The organism is Pantoea sp. C1E2 (assembly GCF_056491465.1).
The window spans coordinates 1-18,687 of sequence record NZ_JBSZHT010000004.1; the positions used below are offsets into that span (position 1 = coordinate 1).

An 18,687-nucleotide genomic window follows, 5' to 3' on the forward strand; every position below is an offset into this window, starting at 1 on the left:
ATGCGCGCCCAGTAATTTTCGATGATTTCATTATTGCGTGAGACGTTGAGTGCGGCCTGCACCAGCCACATCTCTTTGTCCTTGAGCGGGAAAGTGGTGGCGGTAATAAGGTACTTCTCGTGCTGCTCACCGTCATGGTGCTTCCAACTCTGGTAGTTAAAATCTTTGGTCGGAGCAGGATAGGCGGATTGTGGCACCCGCATATTTTTCGATTGAGACCAGACCTTGCCATCCGGACTGATTATGCGCAGTGACAAACGATCCTGCTCTGCGATAAATTCAAACAACTCCTTCTGCCACTGCTCCTGCGGACCCTGACGTTCGCTAATGGTGCTGGCAATCTCTTTCTGAAACTGCAGCGTGCTGCGCAGTTCGTTGACATCTTTGCTGTTGAGCTGGTCGCGTAACGTTTGATAAAGCAGGCCGGAGACGCTGTACAGGACAATCGCCATCGCCAGTGAGAAGAACAGGGTGAGACGAACGGTGATCGGGACGTTACGGGGTATCAGCATGCTCTTTTTCTTCCAGGACATAACCGGCACCCCGAATGGTGTGCAGCAGTTTTACCGCATAGTTATCATCAATTTTGCCGCGCAGACGGCGGATCGCCACGTCAATCACGTTGGTTTCAGGGTCGAAATTCATGTCCCACACCTGCTCGGCGATCACCGTACGCGACAACACTTCACCGCTGCGGCGCATCAACAGGCTTAGCAGCAGAAACTCTTTCTGCGTCAGTTCGATGCGGTTGCCTTCGCGTGAAACCTTGTGCTTCACAAAGTCCAGCACCAGGCCGCCAATCTGTAACTGGGATTCATCACTGCTCAACACCGCACTGGGCGTCTGACGGCGCAGGATCACCCGCGCGCGTGCCAGCAGTTCACTGAAAGAGAAGGGCTTGATCAGATAATCTTCCGCGCCCAGCTCCAGCCCTTTAACGCGATCTTCAATATCATCTCGCGCAGTCAGAAACATGACCGGGGTAGCGCGATCGGCCTGGCGCGCCATCTCCAGCAGTTTCCAGCCGTTGATGCCGGGCAACATCACATCGAGAATTGCCAGGTCGTAATCGTGAGTAAGTAATAGGTGCAGACCGTCAATGCCGTTGGCGGCGACATCTACCACAAAGTCATTCTCGCGCAGGCCTTTGGCGATGTAATCCGCCGCCATCTGCTGATCTTCTACCAATAACAGTCTCATGCTTCCTCCGTCGCGTGGGTCAGCGCATCCAGACGCGCGCCGGTGCGGTCAAACAGCAGATACAGTACCGGCGTGATAAACAGGGTGATGAATTGTGAAAACACCAGGCCACCGACCACGGCCACGCCCATCGGCTGGCGTAACTCAGCGCCAGCACCCCAGCCGCAGGCAATCGGCAGCGCACCCATGATGGCGCACAGGGTGGTCATCATGATCGGGCGGAAGCGCTGCAGGCAGGCTTGAATAATGGCGTCATGCGCGCTCAACCCCTGTTCACGCTGTGCCGACAAGGCAAAATCGATCATCATGATGGCGTTTTTCTTCACGATACCGATCAGCAGTAAGATGCCGATCATCGCGATAAAGGTCAGATCCAATCCCATCAGCCTGAGCGACAGCAGCGCGCCAACGGCCGCAGAGGGCAGGCCGAGCAAAATGGTAATCGGATGGATCCAGCTCTCGTACAGCATGCCGAGAATCACATAGATCACCGCCAGCGCCAGCACAATCAACCACACCTGGCTACTCTGCGACTGCTGATACAGCGCCGCTTGACCAGCATAGTTACCAAACACCGTGGCGGGCAGGTTGATGGCGCTTTCCGCCTGACTGATGGCTTGTGTGGCATCGGACAGAGATTTGCCTGGCGCGAGGTCAAAGGAAATGGTGATGGCCGGCAACTGTCCCTGATGATTCACGGCGGTCACGCCCTGCACACGGCTGATATGCGTGAAGGTCGACAGCGGCAACAGATCGCCCGAGGCAGAACGAACATAGATCTGTGACAGGTCACTCTCGTTCTGACGGAACGGCTGCTGCACTTCCATGATCACCTCATAGCTGTCTTCCGGTGCATAGATGGTGGAAGCCTGCAACGTGCCGAACGCGGCGTACAAATTGCTGCGGATCTGGTCGAGATCGACGCCCAGTAGTGAGGCTTTGTTACGGTCAATGGTGAGCTGCGCCTGTAAGCCGTTGAGCTGGGCATCACTGTTGACACCGACAAACACGCCGCTCTTGTTCATCTCCGCCATTAGTTGATTAGTGTAGTCGTTAAGGCTTAAGCCGCTGCTGCTGCTCACCGATTGCAGCGTGTACTGATAAGTACTTTTTGCCGCACGGCCACCGACCTTAAAGTTCTGCACCGGACTGAAGAACACCTGAATACCTGGCATGTAATGGGTTTCAGCCCGCATCTGCTGCAACACTTGCGCCATGGCCGGGCGCTGGCTGGCGTCCTTCAGCGTAATGTTGAGCTGAGTGGTGTCGTGATCCACTTTCGTCACCAATGTCTCAACCGCGCCGTCCTTTAACAGCGTATTACCCAACTGGAAGGCCACTTCTTTGCGCGCGTCGTAGGACATATCCTGTGGCGTATCGATATTTGCTGTGACCTGTCCGATATCTTCCTGTGGGAAGAAACCTTTGGGGGCACTGGTATAAAGCCAGGCGGTGAGCGCCACGGTTAACACCGCGACTGAAAGCGTGACCGCGCGGTGATCCACTGCCCAATTCAAGCCACGCGCATAGTGTTGACGTAAATTCTCAAACCAGCGCTCAAACAGCTGGCTCCATGCCGGTTCCGGCCTGGCGTGATGGGCATCATGACGCATCAGCATCGGCACCAGCAGCGGGATGATGGTGAGTGAGGCGGCAGCGGAGACCAGAATCGCCAGTGACACCACCCAGGCAAATTCATGGAACAGCAGCCCCATGGTGCCGGGCATAAAGAAGATAGGAATAAACACCGCCACCAGCGACAGCGAGATGGAAATCACGGTAAAGCCGACTTCCCTGACGCCTTTCAGCGCCGCCTTTTTAGGATCTTCACCCTGTTCGATGTAGCGCATGATATTTTCCAGCACCACAATCGCATCATCCACCACCAGCCCGACGGCGATGGTCAAACCCATCAAGGAAATGTTATCGAGACTCAAGCCAAAGGCGTACATCAGGCCAAACGCACCCAGCAACGAAATCGGCACGCTCAAAGCGGGAATGATTGTGGCGCGCACATGGCGCAGGAACAGCAGGATCACCATGATCACCAGCGCAATGGTGAGCAGCAGGGTGAGATTGACGTCATGAATGGCGTTGCGCACCGAGATCGAACGGTCATTGAGCAACTGCATGTGCACCGAAGCGGGCATCTGCTGCTGTAATTTTGGTAACAGCTGCTTGATGGTGTCGAGCGTCGCCACCAGGTTAGCCCCCGGCTGGCGTGTCACACTCAGCACGATGGCGGTGTGATTATTCACCGCACTGTGGCTCAGGGTGTTTTCGATGCTGTCCTGCACGCTGGCAATATCCGAGAGTCTGACCGGCTGGCCATTGCGCGTTGCCACCACCACCTGGCTGAAGTCGCTGGCATTGCGCAGGTCACCGCTGGTCTGCAACATCATCATCTGACGTTTGCCATCCAGCTCACCCACTGGGGAGTTGTCATTGGCTGCTTTCAGCGCGGTGTGCAACTCTTCCAGCGTCATGTTGGTGGCGGCGAGTTTGGCGGGATCGACTTCCACGCGCACGGCATAGCGCTTCTGACCAATTACCGTGACTTCTGCCACGCCCTTGATCATCGACAGCGACGGCGAGATAAGATCGTCCGAGTAACGGTTGAGATCGGAGAGCGTCATGGAGGGCGAATCCAGACTGATCTGTGCAATCGGCGCATCCGCAGGATTCACTTTGCGGAAGGTGGGCGGCGTGGTCATCTGCGAAGGCAGCTTTTTCAGTGACTGATACAGCGCGGCTTGAACATCAACCGAGGCTGAATCGATATTCACCGAGGGATCGAACTCCAGCACGATGGTGGTGGCGCCCTCAAGGTTGGTCGAGGTCATCATCGCCACGCCTGGAATGGTCGCCAGATTCTTCTCCAGCGGGGTGGCCACCGAGGAGGCCATGGTTTCCGGGCTGGCGCCTGACAGGGAGGCGTTCACTTTGATGGTGGGCGTATCAAACGTGGGCAGGGCAGCCACCGGCAAATGCTGCCAGCACACTGCACCCGCCACCATGATGGCGATCCAAAACAACAGCACTGCAATCGGCCGCTGCAAACAGCGTTCAGAGAAGGTCATGGCTGCATTACCGCCTTATCAATGTTGCTGGCGATTTGCACCGTCATGCCCGGGCGTAAGTTATTCGCACCTTCATTCACCACTTTAGTGCCCTGCGCGAGTCCATTGATCACCGCCAGCGACTGCTGCACGCGTAGCAGTGTAATGGTCTGTGCTTGCGCCTGATTGTGTCCATCAATCACATAGACGAAATGACCATCGGGGCCGTTTTGTACTGCCTGCGGCGGCAACACCACGGCATCGGGCGTGACGCCCGCATCCACTTTGACGTTTTGGTAAAGACCCGGCCACAGCAGATGCTGATGGTTATCGAAGTGCGCTTTAAGCGTAATGGTACCGCTGGTGGTGCTGACGCTGTTATCGATAAAGTCGAGGGTGCCTGGCGTTGGCTTACCGCTGGCGTCCTCAACCCACACCGTGACGGCGCCCTGGGTTTGCGCGGCCAGCACGGGCTTTAGATCGTTCTCAGGTAGGGTAAACGCGACACCAATCGGGTCGAACTGAATGAGCGATACCAGAGGCAAGGTACTGCCGGGCTGCACCAGGCTGCCGGGATGCACATTCAGCGCCCCGGTTTTACCGGCAGCCGGCGCAGTAATGTGCGTATAGCCGAGGTTGACCTGCGCGGTCTGCACATCCTGCTGCGCCGCTTTCAACTGGGCCTGATATTGCTGAACGTTACTTTGCAGCGTGTCCCAGTCAGACAGAGAAATGTAGTTTTTCGCTTTTAACAGGCGGCCGCGTTGCAGATCGTTCTGCGCCTTTACCAGCAGCGCTTTGGATTCTCCTGCGGCGGCCACTGCGCGATCGTAAGCCGCCTGCTGGCTGGCATCATCGAGGGTAAACAGCAGCTGTCCGGCTTTTACAAAATCGCCTTCGTGGAAATCGACGCTTTTCACCGTGCCGGTCAACTGTGCCTGAATATCGACCTGATTGAGTGGCACCACATGGCCCTGTGTTGCCAGCGTAATCGGCAGCGGTTTCACCGTGGCACTGATCATGCTCACCAGCACGGGGGCGTGGGCGGGTTTGACGGCCGCATCGGCCTGCTGTTTCGGCCAGAAGTACCAGCCGCTCCCGGCGATGATCAAACCGACCATCAGCAGAAGAGAGTGTTTAGATTGAAAAGCCATGGTGCCTCGACGAGCAGAGTAATTTTTCACAAGTTTATCGAAGGCCACCGAACAGAATGGAAAGAGGCAGATGACAAATTTGTCATCTTCAGATGTGCAGCTTCGTCAGTGGGTTACCAAAAGAAAAACGCCACTGCGTGGCGTTTTAGTGGGTGAACCAGATGGTCAGAAAACTCACAACGGCAAACAGGCTCAGCGCCAGCGCCATATATTCGCTGGCGGGACGGACAAACATCGATTTCATAAAAATATCCTCGTGGTCATGAGGCTATTTTCGCGAACCAAGATTAATTCAACCTTAGGACTGTTGCGCTTCAGTTAGCTGCCCCATAAAAATCAATTGTGGGTCCAGTAGGTGCCGGTTTCTGGAATCGGCAGGAACTGCTGGTTCATCTCGCGTAGTGTCTCGTCGGGAGAGAGATCGTGGAACAGTTGTGGGTGGAAAGTTTTGGCGAAAAACTCGGCGGCCAGCAGGTGCCAGGGACTCATATAGAAATTTTGCCAGAACGCCGCGGCACGTTGCTGCTGCACGGCGGGCAGGGCTGACACCGTGGTGTCCTGTGCTAAGGCACGCAGGAAGGTGGTTTTGGCTTGTTCCGCATTCACCAATGGGCCGAGTTGCAGCGCGCTGGCTTCTTCCGGGCCAGAAGAACCGGTGGCGATATAGATGTCGGGATTAGCAGCAATCACCGCTTCCGGATTGAGCTGACCAAACACGGCGGGGAAACGACCGGCGGCAATGTTGTCGCCACCGGCGAAGGCGATCAAATCCGCCAGATTGCCATGGGCGACCGTGGTGCAGCATTCCGCTTTCTTACCCAGATGTAACTGCAACATTACTTTCGGCCGTGTACCGTGCCAGTTGGCTAAGCGATCGCGAATGCGCTGCATATGCTGCTGATAGAACGCAATAAAGCGTTCACTTTTGGCTTCATCATTGAGTGCCGCACCGAGTGTGCGCAGGCTGGTAACGGTATTGGCGAGAGGATTTACGCGGAAATCGAGAAACAGCACCGGGATATTCGCTGCCTGTAGCTGCAGCATAAACTGCGAGTTATTAGGCGGAGTCCGGGCATACACCGGCAGGATCACCAAGTCCGGCTGCAGGGCGATAATCTTCTCTGCGTTAAGTTGCGAGAAGTTGGAGTTGCCAATCTGGGTAATCTTGCCAATCTCCGGGAATGATTTGACGTAACGATCCCAGGTTTGTTTATCAAGATTGCGCAGATCAGCGGGCCAGCCGACCACCCGTTTCGCCGGGTTGCCGTCTTCCACCAGCGCGAGGGTATAGATCATCCGGCTTTCGCCAATCACAATCCGCTGTGGATTGTCCGGAACGTTCACCTGGCGTTGCAGGCTATCCGTCAGGGTTTTACTCTGCACCGCCAGTGGCAATAACAGCAGTAAAGTCAGTAGCACTCTTTTCATCGCGTTGCTCACAGTGGGCTCCGCCGTGCAAGGCGGAGCGCAACAAATTAGAAGTCGACAGCGGCCTGTAAGTACATGACGCGCGGTTCACCTTCAATCACGCGCAGATTACCGGCGCTGGATTCGTAGTATTCTCGGTTAAACAGGTTCTTCACGTTGAGCTTTAGCTGGGTGTGTTTACCGATCAACTGGCTGTCCCAGGCAATAAACGCATCGGCCACGGTATAGGCAGGCATCACGAAGCTGTTTTCCGGATCGCCAGCACGGGTACCGACATAGCGTCCACCGCCGCCAAGGCGCAGTTCACCCGGCAGCCACGAAAAGCGCAGGGTGTGGCTGAGATACAGGCTGCCCATATTGGTCGGCGCATTCACCAGACGGTTGCCGACGTTGTCAGGATTGACGTTGTCGGAAACAATCTCGGTTTTGTCGTAGCTGTAGTTGGCGATCAAATTCCAGTCAGGTGCGAACTCCCCGTTGACCTCCAGTTCCGCACCGGTGGAGCGTGCTTTCGGAATGTTGCGCGTCACGCCGTTGATGAAAATCGACATGTCCTCTTCATCAATACGATACAGCGCCAGCGTGGCGGCCAGATTGGGCGCAACCTGCCATTTTGAACCCACTTCCCACGTTGTGCCTTTCTCGGTGGACGCCACATTGCCGTCATCATCAGTTTGGGTGGATGGCGTAAAGGATTTGCTGAAACTGCCGTACAGCGAGACGTCCGGCAACACTTTGTACACCACGCCAAGCTGCGGCAGGAAGGCATTACCGCGATCGTTCAGCGTGCTCTCTGGATCGATAAAGCCGTTGCTGGAGGTTTGGGTATAGCGCTGGAAACGACCACCTAATACCGCGATCCATTTATCCGTCAGATGGATGCTGTCTTTGGCAAACACTGAACGGCTATAGAGATTGGTGCGCAGATTGCTCAGCGCATCGTTATAGGTGCTGTCGCTGACGATCGGCTCTTCGCCGTACACCGGATCGTACATATTGAAGCTGCGTGAAACGGTGCCGCGATAGGATCGCGCTTTGTAGGTTTCATTCTGCTCATAATCGACACCCACTAACAGGTCGTGCTGCATGCCCGCAATAGTGGGTGAACCGCTGACATCCCAGGAGACATATTCGGTCTGGTGGTTGAAACCACGGTTGGCATCAGCGCGGCGCGAGACGATACCGGTGGTGGTGTTGATGGCGGTGGCGCGCACTTCATTACTGTCGTAACGACGCTGCATCCAGCCATAGTTAAGATGCGTATCCCAGATGTCATTCAGGTTGTAACCGTAGGTGACATTCAGGCGTTTGTTTTTGCCCCAGGCATGATTAGCACTGTCATCCAGACGACGGTTATAGGGAATATCCACCGGTTTACCGCCAATAAACGCGGTGCCACGGTCGTAAGGCACATCGTATTTGTATTCAACGTAGCTGACGTTGAATGACGCACGGTCGCCATACCAGCTCAATGACGGCGCCAGCAAGGTGTGCTCGTTAACGCCAAAATTGCGCCAATAGTCTTCGCGCTGACGCTCTGCCACCATGCGGAAAGCAAAGCCGTTGCCGAGCGGCCCGGTGATATCCACCATGCCAGTGCCACCTCCATAGCTGCTGGATTCACCGCTGACGTGGGTGTTCCATTCGTATTGCGGCTTTTTACTGACCAGATTAATGATGCCGCCGGGATTAAGAATGCCGAACAGCAGCGACGATGATCCCTTCAGCACTTCAACATGATCGATGCTGGAATCCATGGTCAGACCCTGGTTACTGCGCACGCCATCGATAAAGATTGAACCGTCAGTGTTGGAACCGAAACCGCGCTTTACAAAGCCATCTTCAGTACCGCCCAGAGTATTGCCCTGGGTGACACCACTGACGAACTTCACTGCATCATTCAGGCTGGTGACCTGATAGTCCTTCATCACCTGCGGCGTCACCACGCTGATCGACTGCGCTGTTTCATTACGTGGCGTGTTGGTACGCAGTGTGGCGGCGGCATCATCCTGGTTGTAGCTGCTGGTGGAAGAGGCGGGCGCGGCGGTCACGGTTAACGTGGAGTCGGCGGCGCTGGCGGAATAGCTGTAGAGCAGCGTTGAAGCCAATAATACCTGTGAGCCAGAGAGCGTATATTTAACCGCTGGTGAAATTAAGCAAAGATACTTCATTATTTAAATCCGCATCAAAAGAGGGAAATATTGAGAAGGCTGGATGGTAATGAGATTGATTTCTATTTACAACCAGAAATCGTCGATTTTTCATCGCATTGACGTATTTTTTTTATTATTTATCTGCGGATTTTTGCTGCATAAAACAACGGGTTCATGCAACTGTAGCTAACGTGTAGTTTTTAAATGCTCTGTTTTATATATAATTATTCTGCAAATGTAGTAGTGAATGTAGTTTCATTGATCGGTTTTTTATTTGACTACATTTTAGCGGCAATCACTTCCCATTCTGCAGTGAAGTTAATGCATTGAAGCGGTAAACTTATTTTAATTAAATTAAGGTATTCTTAATTTTCATCGGAATAATACGTTTACTTCTGCCTCTGTAGTGAGGGGGAAGGGAGCATTCACGCTTTGCTTCGTGACCTGTTCTGAATTACTCTCGCGCAGCATGACGTTGTGATGGTCACGTTGGGTAGCGTAACTTACTTATTAATAAGGTGTTTTTCCGTGACTGATTCTGTGCCAAAAACCAGCAAACGGCCCTACGATCTCTACGGTGAGCGTTTTCACGCCGCTAAACATCAGCTCACGCCGCGCCTGTTCAAAGTGGCGAATTACATCCATCAGCACCGGAGTGTGGTATTGGATAAAACCGCGCTTGGCATTGCCATCGATACCCAAACCTCAGATGCCACGGTGATCCGTGCCATTCAGGCATTAGGTTTCTCCGGCTTCCGCGACTTGAAGATTGTGATGGCGGAGTTCCTGGGCGTCACACAGCGCTCGCCGGCACGCGTGGCCTCCACGGTCAATGCCCTGTCACAGGATGCCAAAGGCAGCGTTGATTTCGTGCTGGATAGTTATCGCATCAGCTGCGATATGCTTGCTTCCAGCGCCAACCGTCAGGCGATCCAGCAGGCGATCGATCTGCTGCAGCAGGCAGATCGCGTCGCTATTTTCGGCATTGGCGCATCTGCAATACTGGCCGATTACACGGCCCGACTGTTCAAACGCAACGGCACATCTTCGTATGTCTTAAATCGCACCGGCATTGCCCTCAGCGAACAAATTGCCGAGATGCGTCATGCCGATGTGTTGATCATGCTGGTACAAAGTAGCGCGCACCCCGAAGGGCTGGTGACGCTCGCCGAATCGCAGCGGCTGGGGATGAAAATCATCGTGCTCACCGGCGCGCCCGACAGTATCTTTGCTCAACGTGCTGACGTCACCATTGAGATCCCCCGCAGTCGCGACGCGGAGAAAATGCCGGTACATGCGACACCGATGATCTGTCTGGAGATTTTGGTGCTGGGGTTGGCGGCTACCACGCCGGTTGCCACCATGGAAAGCATGAGCAAACTGTATGAGATCAGTAACGCATTGACGCGCCCCGGTGCGCGCAAAACCAACAAGTCCTGACCTAATTTGGAAGCAATCATGACCAGCGATTTTCCTCTGCTTGATGTGCAGGGGATCACTTATGCCATGCAAGGGCGAACCTTACTGGCACCCGTTTCACTGCAACTCCATGCCGGTGATTTTCTGCTGCTGACCGGGCCTTCCGGCAGTGGTAAAAGCACGCTGTTAAAAATTATGGCCTCGCTGCTGGCACCCATTGGCGGGCAGATTCGCTTTGAAAACCGCGATATTACCACGGTGAAAGCTGAGCAATATCGCCAGCAGGTGTCGTACTGCTTTCAAACGCCACAGCTGTTTGGCGAGACGGTGTATGACAATCTGGCGCTGCCGTGGCAAATCCGTCAGCAGAAGCCTTCACGCGAAGCGCTGATTGCGTCTTTAGAGAGCGTGCATCTGGAGGCGGAGATGCTGGAAAAACAGGTGGATCAGCTGTCAGGGGGAGAGAAACAGCGTGTGGGTTTACTGCGAAACCTGCAATTCCTGCCCAAAGTTTTGCTGTTAGATGAAGTGACGAGCGCACTGGACGAAGAGAACAAACGAGTGATCCAACAGCTGATTCAGCAGCGGGTGCAGGAGCAACAGTTGGCGGTGGTGTTGATCAGTCACGATCCCGATGAGATCCAGCATGCTGAGAAAGTGCTGCGATTAACGGCACCGGAAAGAGGAGAGTCGCATGAGTCAGCATAATATTACCGATAGCTCACTGCTGCTGTCGCTGATGCTGGTGGTAATCGCACTAATCATCAGCCAGAAAGAGAAGCTCGGCATGAGCAAGGACATCATCTGGAGCGTGTGCCGCGCCATCGTGCAGTTAGTGATTGTGGGTTATGTGCTGAAGTCGATCTTTGACCTCAACAACCGTTGGCTGACTATCCTGATGGTGCTTTTTATCTGCGTGAATGCGGCACTGAACGCGCGTAAACGCAGCCGCAATATCGACCACGCGCTGGCGATCTCTTTCGTGGCGATCACCACCGGCACGGCGCTCACCCTCACCATTTTGCTGTTGAGTGGCGCTATTGAGTTTATCCCGATGCAGGTGATCCCCATCTCCGGCATGATCGCGGGCAACGCCATGGTGGCAGTGGGCTTGTGCTACAGCAATCTTAATCAACGGTTTAGTGATAACCGGCAGAAGATTTTAGAGATGCTGAGCCTGGGCGCCTCGATAAAAGTGGCCTCGGGTCGGTTGATTCGCGACAGTATTCGCGCGGCGATGATCCCCACGGTTGATGCGGCAAAAACAGTGGGACTGGTGAGTCTTCCCGGCATGATGTCAGGATTGATTTTCGCCGGTATTGATCCGGTGAAAGCGATCAAATACCAGATTATGGTGACCTTTATGCTGATGGGTACCGCCAGCCTATCAACCATTATCGCGGCGTATTTATCTTATCGTCGTTTCTATACCGCGCGTGCACAGCTGAAGATCGGTAACTAATCGGGCAGGGCACGGCCCTCAGGGCCGCCCTTGTTTTTGAGGATCACTGCTGAAACCGCAGCGCCACGCCAAAGGCAGCTTCAGCGCTGACGATTAGGGCGGATTCCTCTTCCTGGAACGGGATATCGCCCAGCAATAAGCTGGCTTTTACCTTGCGCAGATCAGTGCTACGCAAGCTTAACGCCGCCATGCGTGCACTGCCGTTGTAATCAGGTGGTAATCCGGCGAAACGCTGTGTGACATATCCGGCAGCCGCGAAGCGCACGGTTGCCACGCCCGCTTTTAATACGAAGGCACCTTCCTGGCAGGCGGTGAGCGCATTCGCCCCAAACAGCCGACTGTAAGGTTGTGCCGCCGCCGCGGGATCCTGCGCCACCACCACAAATTCGACAATATCGGTCACGCCGTTGGGATGCTGACGCCATACATCCTGCCACACCGCATGTGGGGTCTCGTGCTGGCAAAAGAAACTGCGCCCATTCGGCACCAGCGCTGGTCGTAACTGCACCGTGCGGAAACGTGCCTGATCCTCATTGCCATCGGGTAACTGTACCGGACGGAAAAAACTGGCGGGCAGAGCGCCATCAATGTCCTGGCTCTCAAGATAACGCCATACCGCATCGACATCGTCGGTCTTCCACACCAACCCGCTCAGGCCAGTGGGTGACTGCCACACATCCTGACGTAAACTGGCGCGCCCCGGCTCGAAGCCGAGCAGCTCAAGATAGTTATCACCAAACACGGCCAGATGGTTACTGGATCCGAGCGAATGATGGCCGCGTTCGGTGAGCTGAAACCCCAACCGGCGAAACAGCGCACTGGCATCATCTAACTGATCGGCCACGTTGATCACTACGTGATCCAGACGGGGAATCGGTACTGAAATCGCCATCGCTTTCCTCCTTGCTCTCATGGTCACCGCGCCCATGCTGGCGCGTCCGGTTCGGATGCTGACAGTGGCTGCCAGTTGACGTGCGTTTCCGCGCCAAAACCGGCGGCAATGCCGGCAATCAGGGTGGTGATTTGCGTATCGGTATGCTGATCCTGACTGCGCACGATGCCCTCGATTTCTGCCGTCTGAGGCAGCACATTCCAGCTGTTACCAGCAGTGATGCGCGTAATGCCAAGATCCCATTGTCGATGTCGGACCGGCAGTGCATAGAGCGCGGAAATGATATGGCTACCGATCACAATCACATCGATGCCCTCATGCGGGCGCGCGGCATGCGCGCCTTTTCCGGTCAGGGTGATGTGAAAACGCTGCGTGGAATGGGTTTGCCCGGTCATGGTCATCCTTGTGCTTGTTCAGGTAAAAAGGGCTCGCCCAGCGTCAACATCAAACGGTTTGCCCAGGCAAAGAAAGCGGCGGACTGGATCGCATCAAGCAGTTCCAGCGTACTTAAGCCCTGATCGCGTAATGTCTGCACCTGCTGCAGGCTAGCGGCAGCAGGAGTGATGGAGAGCGTGGCGACCAGGTCAATAATCGCGGCCCAGCGTGGTGACTGGCCGTGTGCCAACTCTGCGCCCGGCGCAACGTTCAGCAGCTTTTGTACTGCCGCATCGTCTTTCGATAACTGGCTGGCTTTACGCGCATGGACTGAGGCGCAGAAGATGCAGCCATTCACTTTACTGACCACCGTGGCCGCCAGTTCACGTTCGGCACGCGGCAATCCGCCAGCGGTGTAAAAGATGCCTTTATCGGTCAGCGTGCGCTGTTCCAGCAGCGGCAGATGACGTGCCAGCAGGCGGAAATAATCGGAGTCGCTGTGGCCGTTTTTCTTCAGCGTAGCCTGTTCATCGGCCGTGAATTCATTGAGCGGTTTAGCTGCCAGCCAGGGTTCCCAGCCCAATTCCTGTTGGGTAAAGGCGGTAAGGGCGGTTTGACCGCTCAACGTCAACGGGACATCGTGCCACTTGCCTGCTACGGCGTGCGCTTGTGTATCACTCTGCTCGCCATTGAGCAGGCGTAAGCCGGTCAGTAAACGACTCTGGAAGCTCACAAAGGCGATTAACTGTGCGAGGGTGACGATGCCACGCGGCGTCCAGCCAGCGCTTTGCAGGTTTTGAAGGTGTTTGGGGGCTGCATCCACTGGGTGCAGGCTGAGCAGTTCGGCAAAGGCGTGACCGGCCGCGAAACGCGCGTCATGTGCCTTATTCGTCACCTGCTGCTGATAATGCGCCTGTAAACGGGTGGCGCCGTGCCAGTCGGCGACCTGCGCGGCTAAGGCAAACCGCCATTGTAGAGGGAGATCTGCATCATCTTCACCAAACAGCACCTCATAGCTCCCTTGCGTGTGCTGAGTGGCAGCGTGGCGCTCGTTACGTGCTAACGCGAGTTCCGATGCGGGGTCGATATCCGCCAGGGCGGCCAGTAAATCAACGGGTTGAGACATCATATTCTCCTGTTAAGCCTGTTCCTGAGCGCGTAGCTCAGGGGCGATATGGTCAGCGATCAATTCAATGGAACGAAGAATGTCGGCGTGTGGCGGATCGATCGAGTGCACCTGGAAGGTGATATCGGTGACACGTTGCAAGGTGGAGTCGGCGCGCAATGACGCTAACACTGCAGGCGCATCGCCAAAGTGCGCATCAAGTTGGCGCGCATGGCTTTCCAGCGTATGGCCGGTGATAACGTGGCCAGCAGCCTGAAACTGCTCAGCCTGACGCTGCAATCCTGGCTCCGCGAGACGACGCGCATAGTCATTCGAATCAGCAACAAACGCGGTGCGCGAGGCGAGTATGCGCGGGGCAATATCGTCCGGTAGCGCGTTCAGATAGGCATCGATCATCGGATTTTGTATCGCCTCCAGCGGCAAATCAGGCTGGCCTGGCGGACGCGGCTGCGTACGTGACAACATCAAGCCATGGCCTGCGGCGCCGGCTCGCGCGGCACCCTCAACCGAGAATGTGGCGATCCACACGCGCTGTGCCAATGTCGGCGCTGGCGGGTAGAGATGATTATCCGGATGGGCCAGTGTATCGCCGCGCCAGGCGCTCAGCAGCGTGTGCAGCTGATCGGCAAATACGCTGGCGCGCTGGTCGATGGTTAAGCCAAAGGGCAGGAAAGAGGTTTTCGTGCCGCCCGATCCTAATCCGACCTCCAGCCGCTGGTTGCTGAGCAGATCCAATACGGCGGCATCCTCTGCCACGCGCAGCGCGTTTTCCATCGCCAGCGTAATAATGCCAGTGCCAAGACGAATCGTGCGGGTGTGCGCGGCGACGTGAGCGAGGAAAACCAGCGGCGCAGGTAATCCGCCTTCTTTCTCATGAAAATGATGCTGAGCGATCCAGGCGCTGTCGAAACCCAAGCGTTCGGCGTGCTGAATCTGTTCGGTGGCGAGCCGATAGCGCTCTTGCGCCGATACCTCATCCAGCAGGCGGGTGAAAAAGCCAATGCGTTTACGCGTCATGCGGACTCCTTAATCAGCGGACGGATAGCGGGGATGGCGTCAATCAGTGCACGGGTGTAAGTATGCTGAGGTGCGTTAAATAATGTGACGGTGTCACCTTGTTCGACCACTTCGCCCGCTCTCAGTACGGTTACACTGTGCGCAATGCGGCGCACGGTGGCGAGGTCGTGGGTGATAAACAGATAGGTCAGCCCCAGCTCCTGTTGCAGCTGTTGCAACAACTGCAGGATTTGCGCCTGTACGGTGACATCCAGTGCCGAGGTGGCTTCATCCAGCACCAGTATCGCCGGTTGCAGAATTAGTGCGCGCGCAATCGCCACGCGCTGGCGTTGACCCCCAGAGAGTTCGCGCGGTTTACGTGTGAGCAATTCCAGCGGCAGTGCCACTCGCTGAGCCACAGCTTCAACCCGCTGACGACGAACATCGGCACTGAGTTTTTCGAAGTTGCGCAGCGGTTCTTCGATAATGGCAAACAGCGTCTGGCGCGGATCCAGTGATGCAAACGGATTCTGATACACGAACTGGATTTTGCGTCGGAGCTGACGAAGCGCTTCGCCGTGCAGTGCACTGGCATCAATGCCGTCGATCACAATGCGTCCGCTGTCGGCTTGTTCAAATCCCAGCAGAATGCGTGCCAGCGTGGTTTTACCGGAACCGGATTCACCGACCAGCGCGTGCGTAGTGCCGCGAGCCACCGTCAGGCTGACCTCTCTGGCGACCTGTAAATGCTGCTGTTTACCGAGTGAGAACTGCTTGTTGATGGCTGAAAGCTGGATCGCCGGTGTTGAAAACTTTGCTTCAGGTGAAATCGCCAGCACAGTGTTGCCCGGCGAAGCATCCTGTAGCAGCTGGCGCGTGTAAGGATGTTGCGGTGCGTTAAACACCTGAGCGGCTGGACCCTGTTCCTGAATCTCGCCGTGACGGAATACCAGCAGCCGATCGGCGCGTTCTGCCGCCAGCGCCAGATCGTGCGTAACAAACAGCACAGCGGTGCCCGATTCACGGCGCAGTACATCCAGCAGATCCAGAATGCGTTTCTGCACCGTGACATCCAGTGCGCTGGTGGGCTCATCCGCGATGATAATTTGCGGGCGCAAGGCGAGGGCGATCGCAATCAATACCCGCTGCTTCATGCCGCCAGAAAGTTGATGCGGATACTGCGTCAGTCGCTGTTGCGGATGGCTCAATCCGACTTTTTCCAGCAGTTCCAGCACGCGCTGCTGGCGCTCAGACTTGCTGATTTTCAGGTGCAGTTGCAGCATCTCACCCACCTGATCGCCGATGGTTTTCACCGGGTTGAGTGAGTTGCCGGGATCCTGCGGCACCAGGCTGATACTGACGCCGCGCAGGCTGTCCATGCGTTTAGCCGACCAGTCGGCAATGTCGGTGCCGTTTAACACGATCTTGCCGCTGTCACGGCGACCATTTTCGGCCATCAGGCCAATAATCGCTTGTGCGGTGGTGGTTTTCCCGGAGCCGGACTCGCCGACTAATGCCACCATTTCACCTGCCTGCAAGCTGAAGCTCACGTTGTGAACCACTTCACGCCACTGCCCGCGCTGTTGATAGCTGAGGGAAAGGTTTTCTATTGCGAGTAATGCACTCATGCATGACCTCCGGCGATCTGTTGGCTAATCCGATTCGCCGCCAGCACCACGGCCACCACCACGATGCCGGGGAAGGTGGTGAGCCACCAGGCGGTGGCCAGGTAGTTACGCCCTTCGGCAATCAGTAATCCCCATTCCGGTGTAGGTGGCGGTGTGCCATAGCCCAGGAAACTCAGCGTGGAAAGCGCCAGAATCGCCTGACCAAACTGCAGCGCGGCGAAGGCAATCACCGCCGTCAGCGAGTTGGGTAAGATGTGGCGCCACAGCACCTGCCAAAAACTGCCGCCGCTGCCGTAAGCCGCTTCGACATACTCGCTGCGGCGCACACGCACCACTTCACCACGCGCCAGCCGGGCAAAACTGGCGATGGAGGCAATCCCCACGGCCAGCGCGGCATGCACTGTGCCAAATCCCAGCAGAATCAGCACGCTGAGTGACAGCAGCAATGAGGGAATAGAAAGCAGCACATCGACAAGGCGCATCAGGGTGTTTTCCGTGCGCCCGCCCACAGCGCCCGCCAAAACGCCCAGCGTTGTGCCGCCAATCAGTCCCATCGCCACCGCGGCAAAGGCGGCGGCCAGTGACTGTGAAGCACCGTAAACAATTCGGGTAAACAGATCGCGGCCGAGCTGATCGGTCCCGAGCCAATACGCGGATTGCGGCGCTAAACGTTGCGCGCCGGGCAATCCTTGCGTTGGGCTGTAATGGGTGAATAAACCCGGCGCGAACGCGGCCAGCAAGGCCAGCAGCATCACCGCCCAGGCCAGCCAGAGTCCGGGCTGAATCTGCCAGCTGCGTTGGGTACGTGGAGTGGCACCGCGTTGGCGGGCGGTGGCGTAATCGACGAGGCTCATCGGCTTCCTCCGGCGATAGGTTGCAAACGGGGATCGAACAGTGGCATCAGCACATCGACCAGCAGATTGATCAGGACAAAGGCCAGCGCAGAGATCATCACCACCGCCTGTAATACAGCGACATCCTGATTATTGACTGCCTGCTGAGTTAGTTGACCGATGCCGCTGAGACCAAATACGGTTTCGGTAATTAGTGCGCCAGCGATCAACTCGCCCAGCAGCAGACCAGCCACGTTGAGTACCGGTAACAGCGCATTGCGCATCACGTGTCGCCAAAGAACCCGACTTTCGCTGGCGCCTTTGGCTCGCGCCACCGCCACAAACGGCTGCGTTGAAATCTGGTCAATACTGCGCAACAGGATTTGTGCCAGCGGCGCGGAGATCGGGATCGCCACCGTGATCACCGGCAGGATTAAACCCTGCAATGGCGATGGGTTGATCACCGGTATCCAGCGCAACTGGAAGGAGAACAGCTGAATTAACGCGATGCCGAGCCAAAATGTCGGCAGCGAGATAAACAGCGCAGGAACGGATTGCAGCAACGAACGCAACATGCGCAGCGTGGGCAAGCGAGATAACGCCGCCAGCGCAAAGGCTAGCAGCGTGGCCAGCGCAAAACCCAGCACGGCCAGCTGCAGGGTGGCGGGCAGGTTGCTGATCAACAGATCGCTCACTGACACGCCAGCCTGTACCGAATAGCCAAAATCACCGTGCAGCATCGCCAGCAGCGTATGGAAATATTGCTGCCAAAGGGGGTTATCCGCGCCATAAGCCAGCCGCATCTCCGCGATCTGATCCGGGCTTAAACCCAGATCCGGGTTCTGAAATTTAATCAGTACCGCATCGCCCGGAAGCACCTGCAGCAGCAAGAACGACAGGGTAAACGCGGCCCATAACACCAGCACACTTTGACCCACTCTTCGCAGCAGAGAACGTTGCAT

General features: G+C 56.0%; 15 protein-coding genes and 1 pseudogene. 3 read left to right on the forward strand and 13 right to left on the reverse strand.

Going from position 1 to position 18,687, the window contains the following annotated elements; all coding sequences use genetic code 11:
• The 6 genes and pseudogenes from ACXI0A_RS21455 to ACXI0A_RS21480 all read right to left on the reverse strand — a co-directional run.
• A pseudogene (locus ACXI0A_RS21455) lies at positions 1–512 on the reverse strand (heavy metal sensor histidine kinase); the annotation flags it as partial.
• Positions 496–1,200, reverse strand: a complete 705-nt coding sequence (locus ACXI0A_RS21460) for a heavy metal response regulator transcription factor (RefSeq protein WP_476146033.1) — start codon at positions 1,198–1,200, stop codon at positions 496–498. The pseudogene ACXI0A_RS21455 and the gene ACXI0A_RS21460, both read right to left, overlap by 17 nt.
• Positions 1,197–4,280: an efflux RND transporter permease subunit gene (locus ACXI0A_RS21465; protein WP_476146031.1), complete on the reverse strand. Its 3,084-nt coding sequence runs from the start codon at positions 4,278–4,280 to the stop codon at positions 1,197–1,199. The genes ACXI0A_RS21460 and ACXI0A_RS21465 overlap by 4 nt, the downstream gene beginning before the upstream one ends.
• On the reverse strand, positions 4,277–5,413 hold the full coding sequence (locus tag ACXI0A_RS21470; protein ID WP_476146029.1) for an efflux RND transporter periplasmic adaptor subunit: 1,137 nt from the start codon (positions 5,411–5,413) through the stop codon (positions 4,277–4,279). Before ACXI0A_RS21470 ends, ACXI0A_RS21465 begins: the two co-directional genes overlap by 4 nt.
• A 336-nt stretch (positions 5,414–5,749) precedes the next feature.
• Positions 5,750–6,841: an ABC transporter substrate-binding protein gene (locus ACXI0A_RS21475; RefSeq protein WP_476146027.1), complete on the reverse strand. Its 1,092-nt coding sequence runs from the start codon at positions 6,839–6,841 to the stop codon at positions 5,750–5,752.
• 47 nt (positions 6,842–6,888) lie between these two features.
• A complete protein-coding gene (locus ACXI0A_RS21480) occupies positions 6,889–9,012 on the reverse strand; it encodes a TonB-dependent siderophore receptor (RefSeq protein ID WP_476146025.1) in 2,124 nt (707 codons plus the stop codon).
• Positions 9,013–9,522: 510 nt separating this feature from the next.
• Between ACXI0A_RS21480 and ACXI0A_RS21485 the strand changes: the two genes are divergently transcribed.
• From ACXI0A_RS21485 to fetB, 3 genes are read left to right on the forward strand one after another with little or no spacing between them, the layout of a single operon-like run.
• Entirely contained in the window at positions 9,523–10,434 is a 912-nt protein-coding gene (locus ACXI0A_RS21485; protein WP_476146023.1) for an SIS domain-containing protein, read from the forward strand.
• An 18-nt stretch (positions 10,435–10,452) separates the two neighbouring features.
• Positions 10,453–11,121 carry an iron efflux ABC transporter ATP-binding subunit FetA gene (gene fetA, locus ACXI0A_RS21490; protein WP_476146021.1) on the forward strand — a complete coding sequence of 223 codons (669 nt, stop codon included), beginning with the start codon at positions 10,453–10,455 and terminating at the stop codon, positions 11,119–11,121.
• Entirely contained in the window at positions 11,108–11,875 is a 768-nt protein-coding gene (gene fetB / locus ACXI0A_RS21495) for an iron efflux ABC transporter permease subunit FetB (protein WP_476146019.1), read from the forward strand. The genes fetA and fetB overlap by 14 nt, the downstream gene beginning before the upstream one ends.
• Positions 11,876–11,918: 43 nt before the next feature.
• Here fetB and ACXI0A_RS21500 read toward each other — a convergent pair whose 3' ends face one another.
• Genes ACXI0A_RS21500 through ACXI0A_RS21530 form a run of 7 tightly spaced genes read right to left on the reverse strand, consistent with a single transcriptional unit; the run spans position 11,919 to position 18,687 of the window.
• Positions 11,919–12,767 (reverse strand): VOC family protein, encoded by an 849-nt coding sequence (locus ACXI0A_RS21500; RefSeq protein ID WP_476146017.1) that lies wholly within the window; start codon positions 12,765–12,767, stop codon positions 11,919–11,921.
• A 23-nt stretch (positions 12,768–12,790) separates the two neighbouring features.
• The gene (locus ACXI0A_RS21505; protein ID WP_476146015.1) at positions 12,791–13,162 is read right to left on the reverse strand and encodes a peptidase dimerization domain-containing protein; all 372 of its coding nucleotides are present in this window, start codon (positions 13,160–13,162) and stop codon (positions 12,791–12,793) included.
• Between the two features lie 2 nt (positions 13,163–13,164).
• Positions 13,165–14,268, reverse strand: coding sequence for an alkylhydroperoxidase domain protein (locus ACXI0A_RS21510; RefSeq protein ID WP_476147130.1), 1,104 nt, complete (start codon positions 14,266–14,268; stop codon positions 13,165–13,167).
• 12 nt (positions 14,269–14,280) lie between these two features.
• Entirely contained in the window at positions 14,281–15,285 is a 1,005-nt protein-coding gene (locus tag ACXI0A_RS21515; protein WP_476146013.1) for a putative FMN-dependent luciferase-like monooxygenase, read from the reverse strand.
• Positions 15,282–16,892: a dipeptide ABC transporter ATP-binding protein gene (locus tag ACXI0A_RS21520; RefSeq protein WP_476146011.1), complete on the reverse strand. Its 1,611-nt coding sequence runs from the start codon at positions 16,890–16,892 to the stop codon at positions 15,282–15,284. Before ACXI0A_RS21520 ends, ACXI0A_RS21515 begins: the two co-directional genes overlap by 4 nt.
• Positions 16,889–17,746 (reverse strand): ABC transporter permease subunit, encoded by an 858-nt coding sequence (locus ACXI0A_RS21525; protein WP_476146009.1) that lies wholly within the window; start codon positions 17,744–17,746, stop codon positions 16,889–16,891. The genes ACXI0A_RS21520 and ACXI0A_RS21525 overlap by 4 nt, the downstream gene beginning before the upstream one ends.
• Positions 17,743–18,687: an ABC transporter permease subunit gene (locus ACXI0A_RS21530; protein WP_476147129.1), complete on the reverse strand. Its 945-nt coding sequence runs from the start codon at positions 18,685–18,687 to the stop codon at positions 17,743–17,745. The genes ACXI0A_RS21525 and ACXI0A_RS21530 overlap by 4 nt, the downstream gene beginning before the upstream one ends.

Bases quoted from the DNA above. Each gene is read 5' to 3' on its own strand.
- ACXI0A_RS21460 (WP_476146033.1), bottom strand. From the start codon at position 1,200: ATGAGACTGTTATTGGTAGAAGATCAGCAGATGGCGGCGGATTACATC.
- ACXI0A_RS21465 (WP_476146031.1), bottom strand. From the start codon at position 4,280: ATGACCTTCTCTGAACGCTGTTTGCAGCGGCCGATTGCAGTGCTGTTG.
- ACXI0A_RS21470 (WP_476146029.1), bottom strand. From the start codon at position 5,413: ATGGCTTTTCAATCTAAACACTCTCTTCTGCTGATGGTCGGTTTGATC.
- ACXI0A_RS21475 (WP_476146027.1), bottom strand. From the start codon at position 6,841: ATGAAAAGAGTGCTACTGACTTTACTGCTGTTATTGCCACTGGCGGTG.
- ACXI0A_RS21480 (WP_476146025.1), bottom strand. From the start codon at position 9,012: ATGAAGTATCTTTGCTTAATTTCACCAGCGGTTAAATATACGCTCTCT.
- fetA (WP_476146021.1), top strand. From the start codon at position 10,453: ATGACCAGCGATTTTCCTCTGCTTGATGTGCAGGGGATCACTTATGCC.
- fetB (WP_476146019.1), top strand. From the start codon at position 11,108: ATGAGTCAGCATAATATTACCGATAGCTCACTGCTGCTGTCGCTGATG.
- ACXI0A_RS21500 (WP_476146017.1), bottom strand. From the start codon at position 12,767: ATGGCGATTTCAGTACCGATTCCCCGTCTGGATCACGTAGTGATCAAC.
- ACXI0A_RS21505 (WP_476146015.1), bottom strand. From the start codon at position 13,162: ATGACCGGGCAAACCCATTCCACGCAGCGTTTTCACATCACCCTGACC.
- ACXI0A_RS21510 (WP_476147130.1), bottom strand. From the start codon at position 14,268: ATGTCTCAACCCGTTGATTTACTGGCCGCCCTGGCGGATATCGACCCC.
- ACXI0A_RS21515 (WP_476146013.1), bottom strand. From the start codon at position 15,285: ATGACGCGTAAACGCATTGGCTTTTTCACCCGCCTGCTGGATGAGGTA.
- ACXI0A_RS21520 (WP_476146011.1), bottom strand. From the start codon at position 16,892: ATGAGTGCATTACTCGCAATAGAAAACCTTTCCCTCAGCTATCAACAG.
- ACXI0A_RS21525 (WP_476146009.1), bottom strand. From the start codon at position 17,746: ATGAGCCTCGTCGATTACGCCACCGCCCGCCAACGCGGTGCCACTCCA.
- ACXI0A_RS21530 (WP_476147129.1), bottom strand. From the start codon at position 18,687: ATGCAACGTTCTCTGCTGCGAAGAGTGGGTCAAAGTGTGCTGGTGTTA.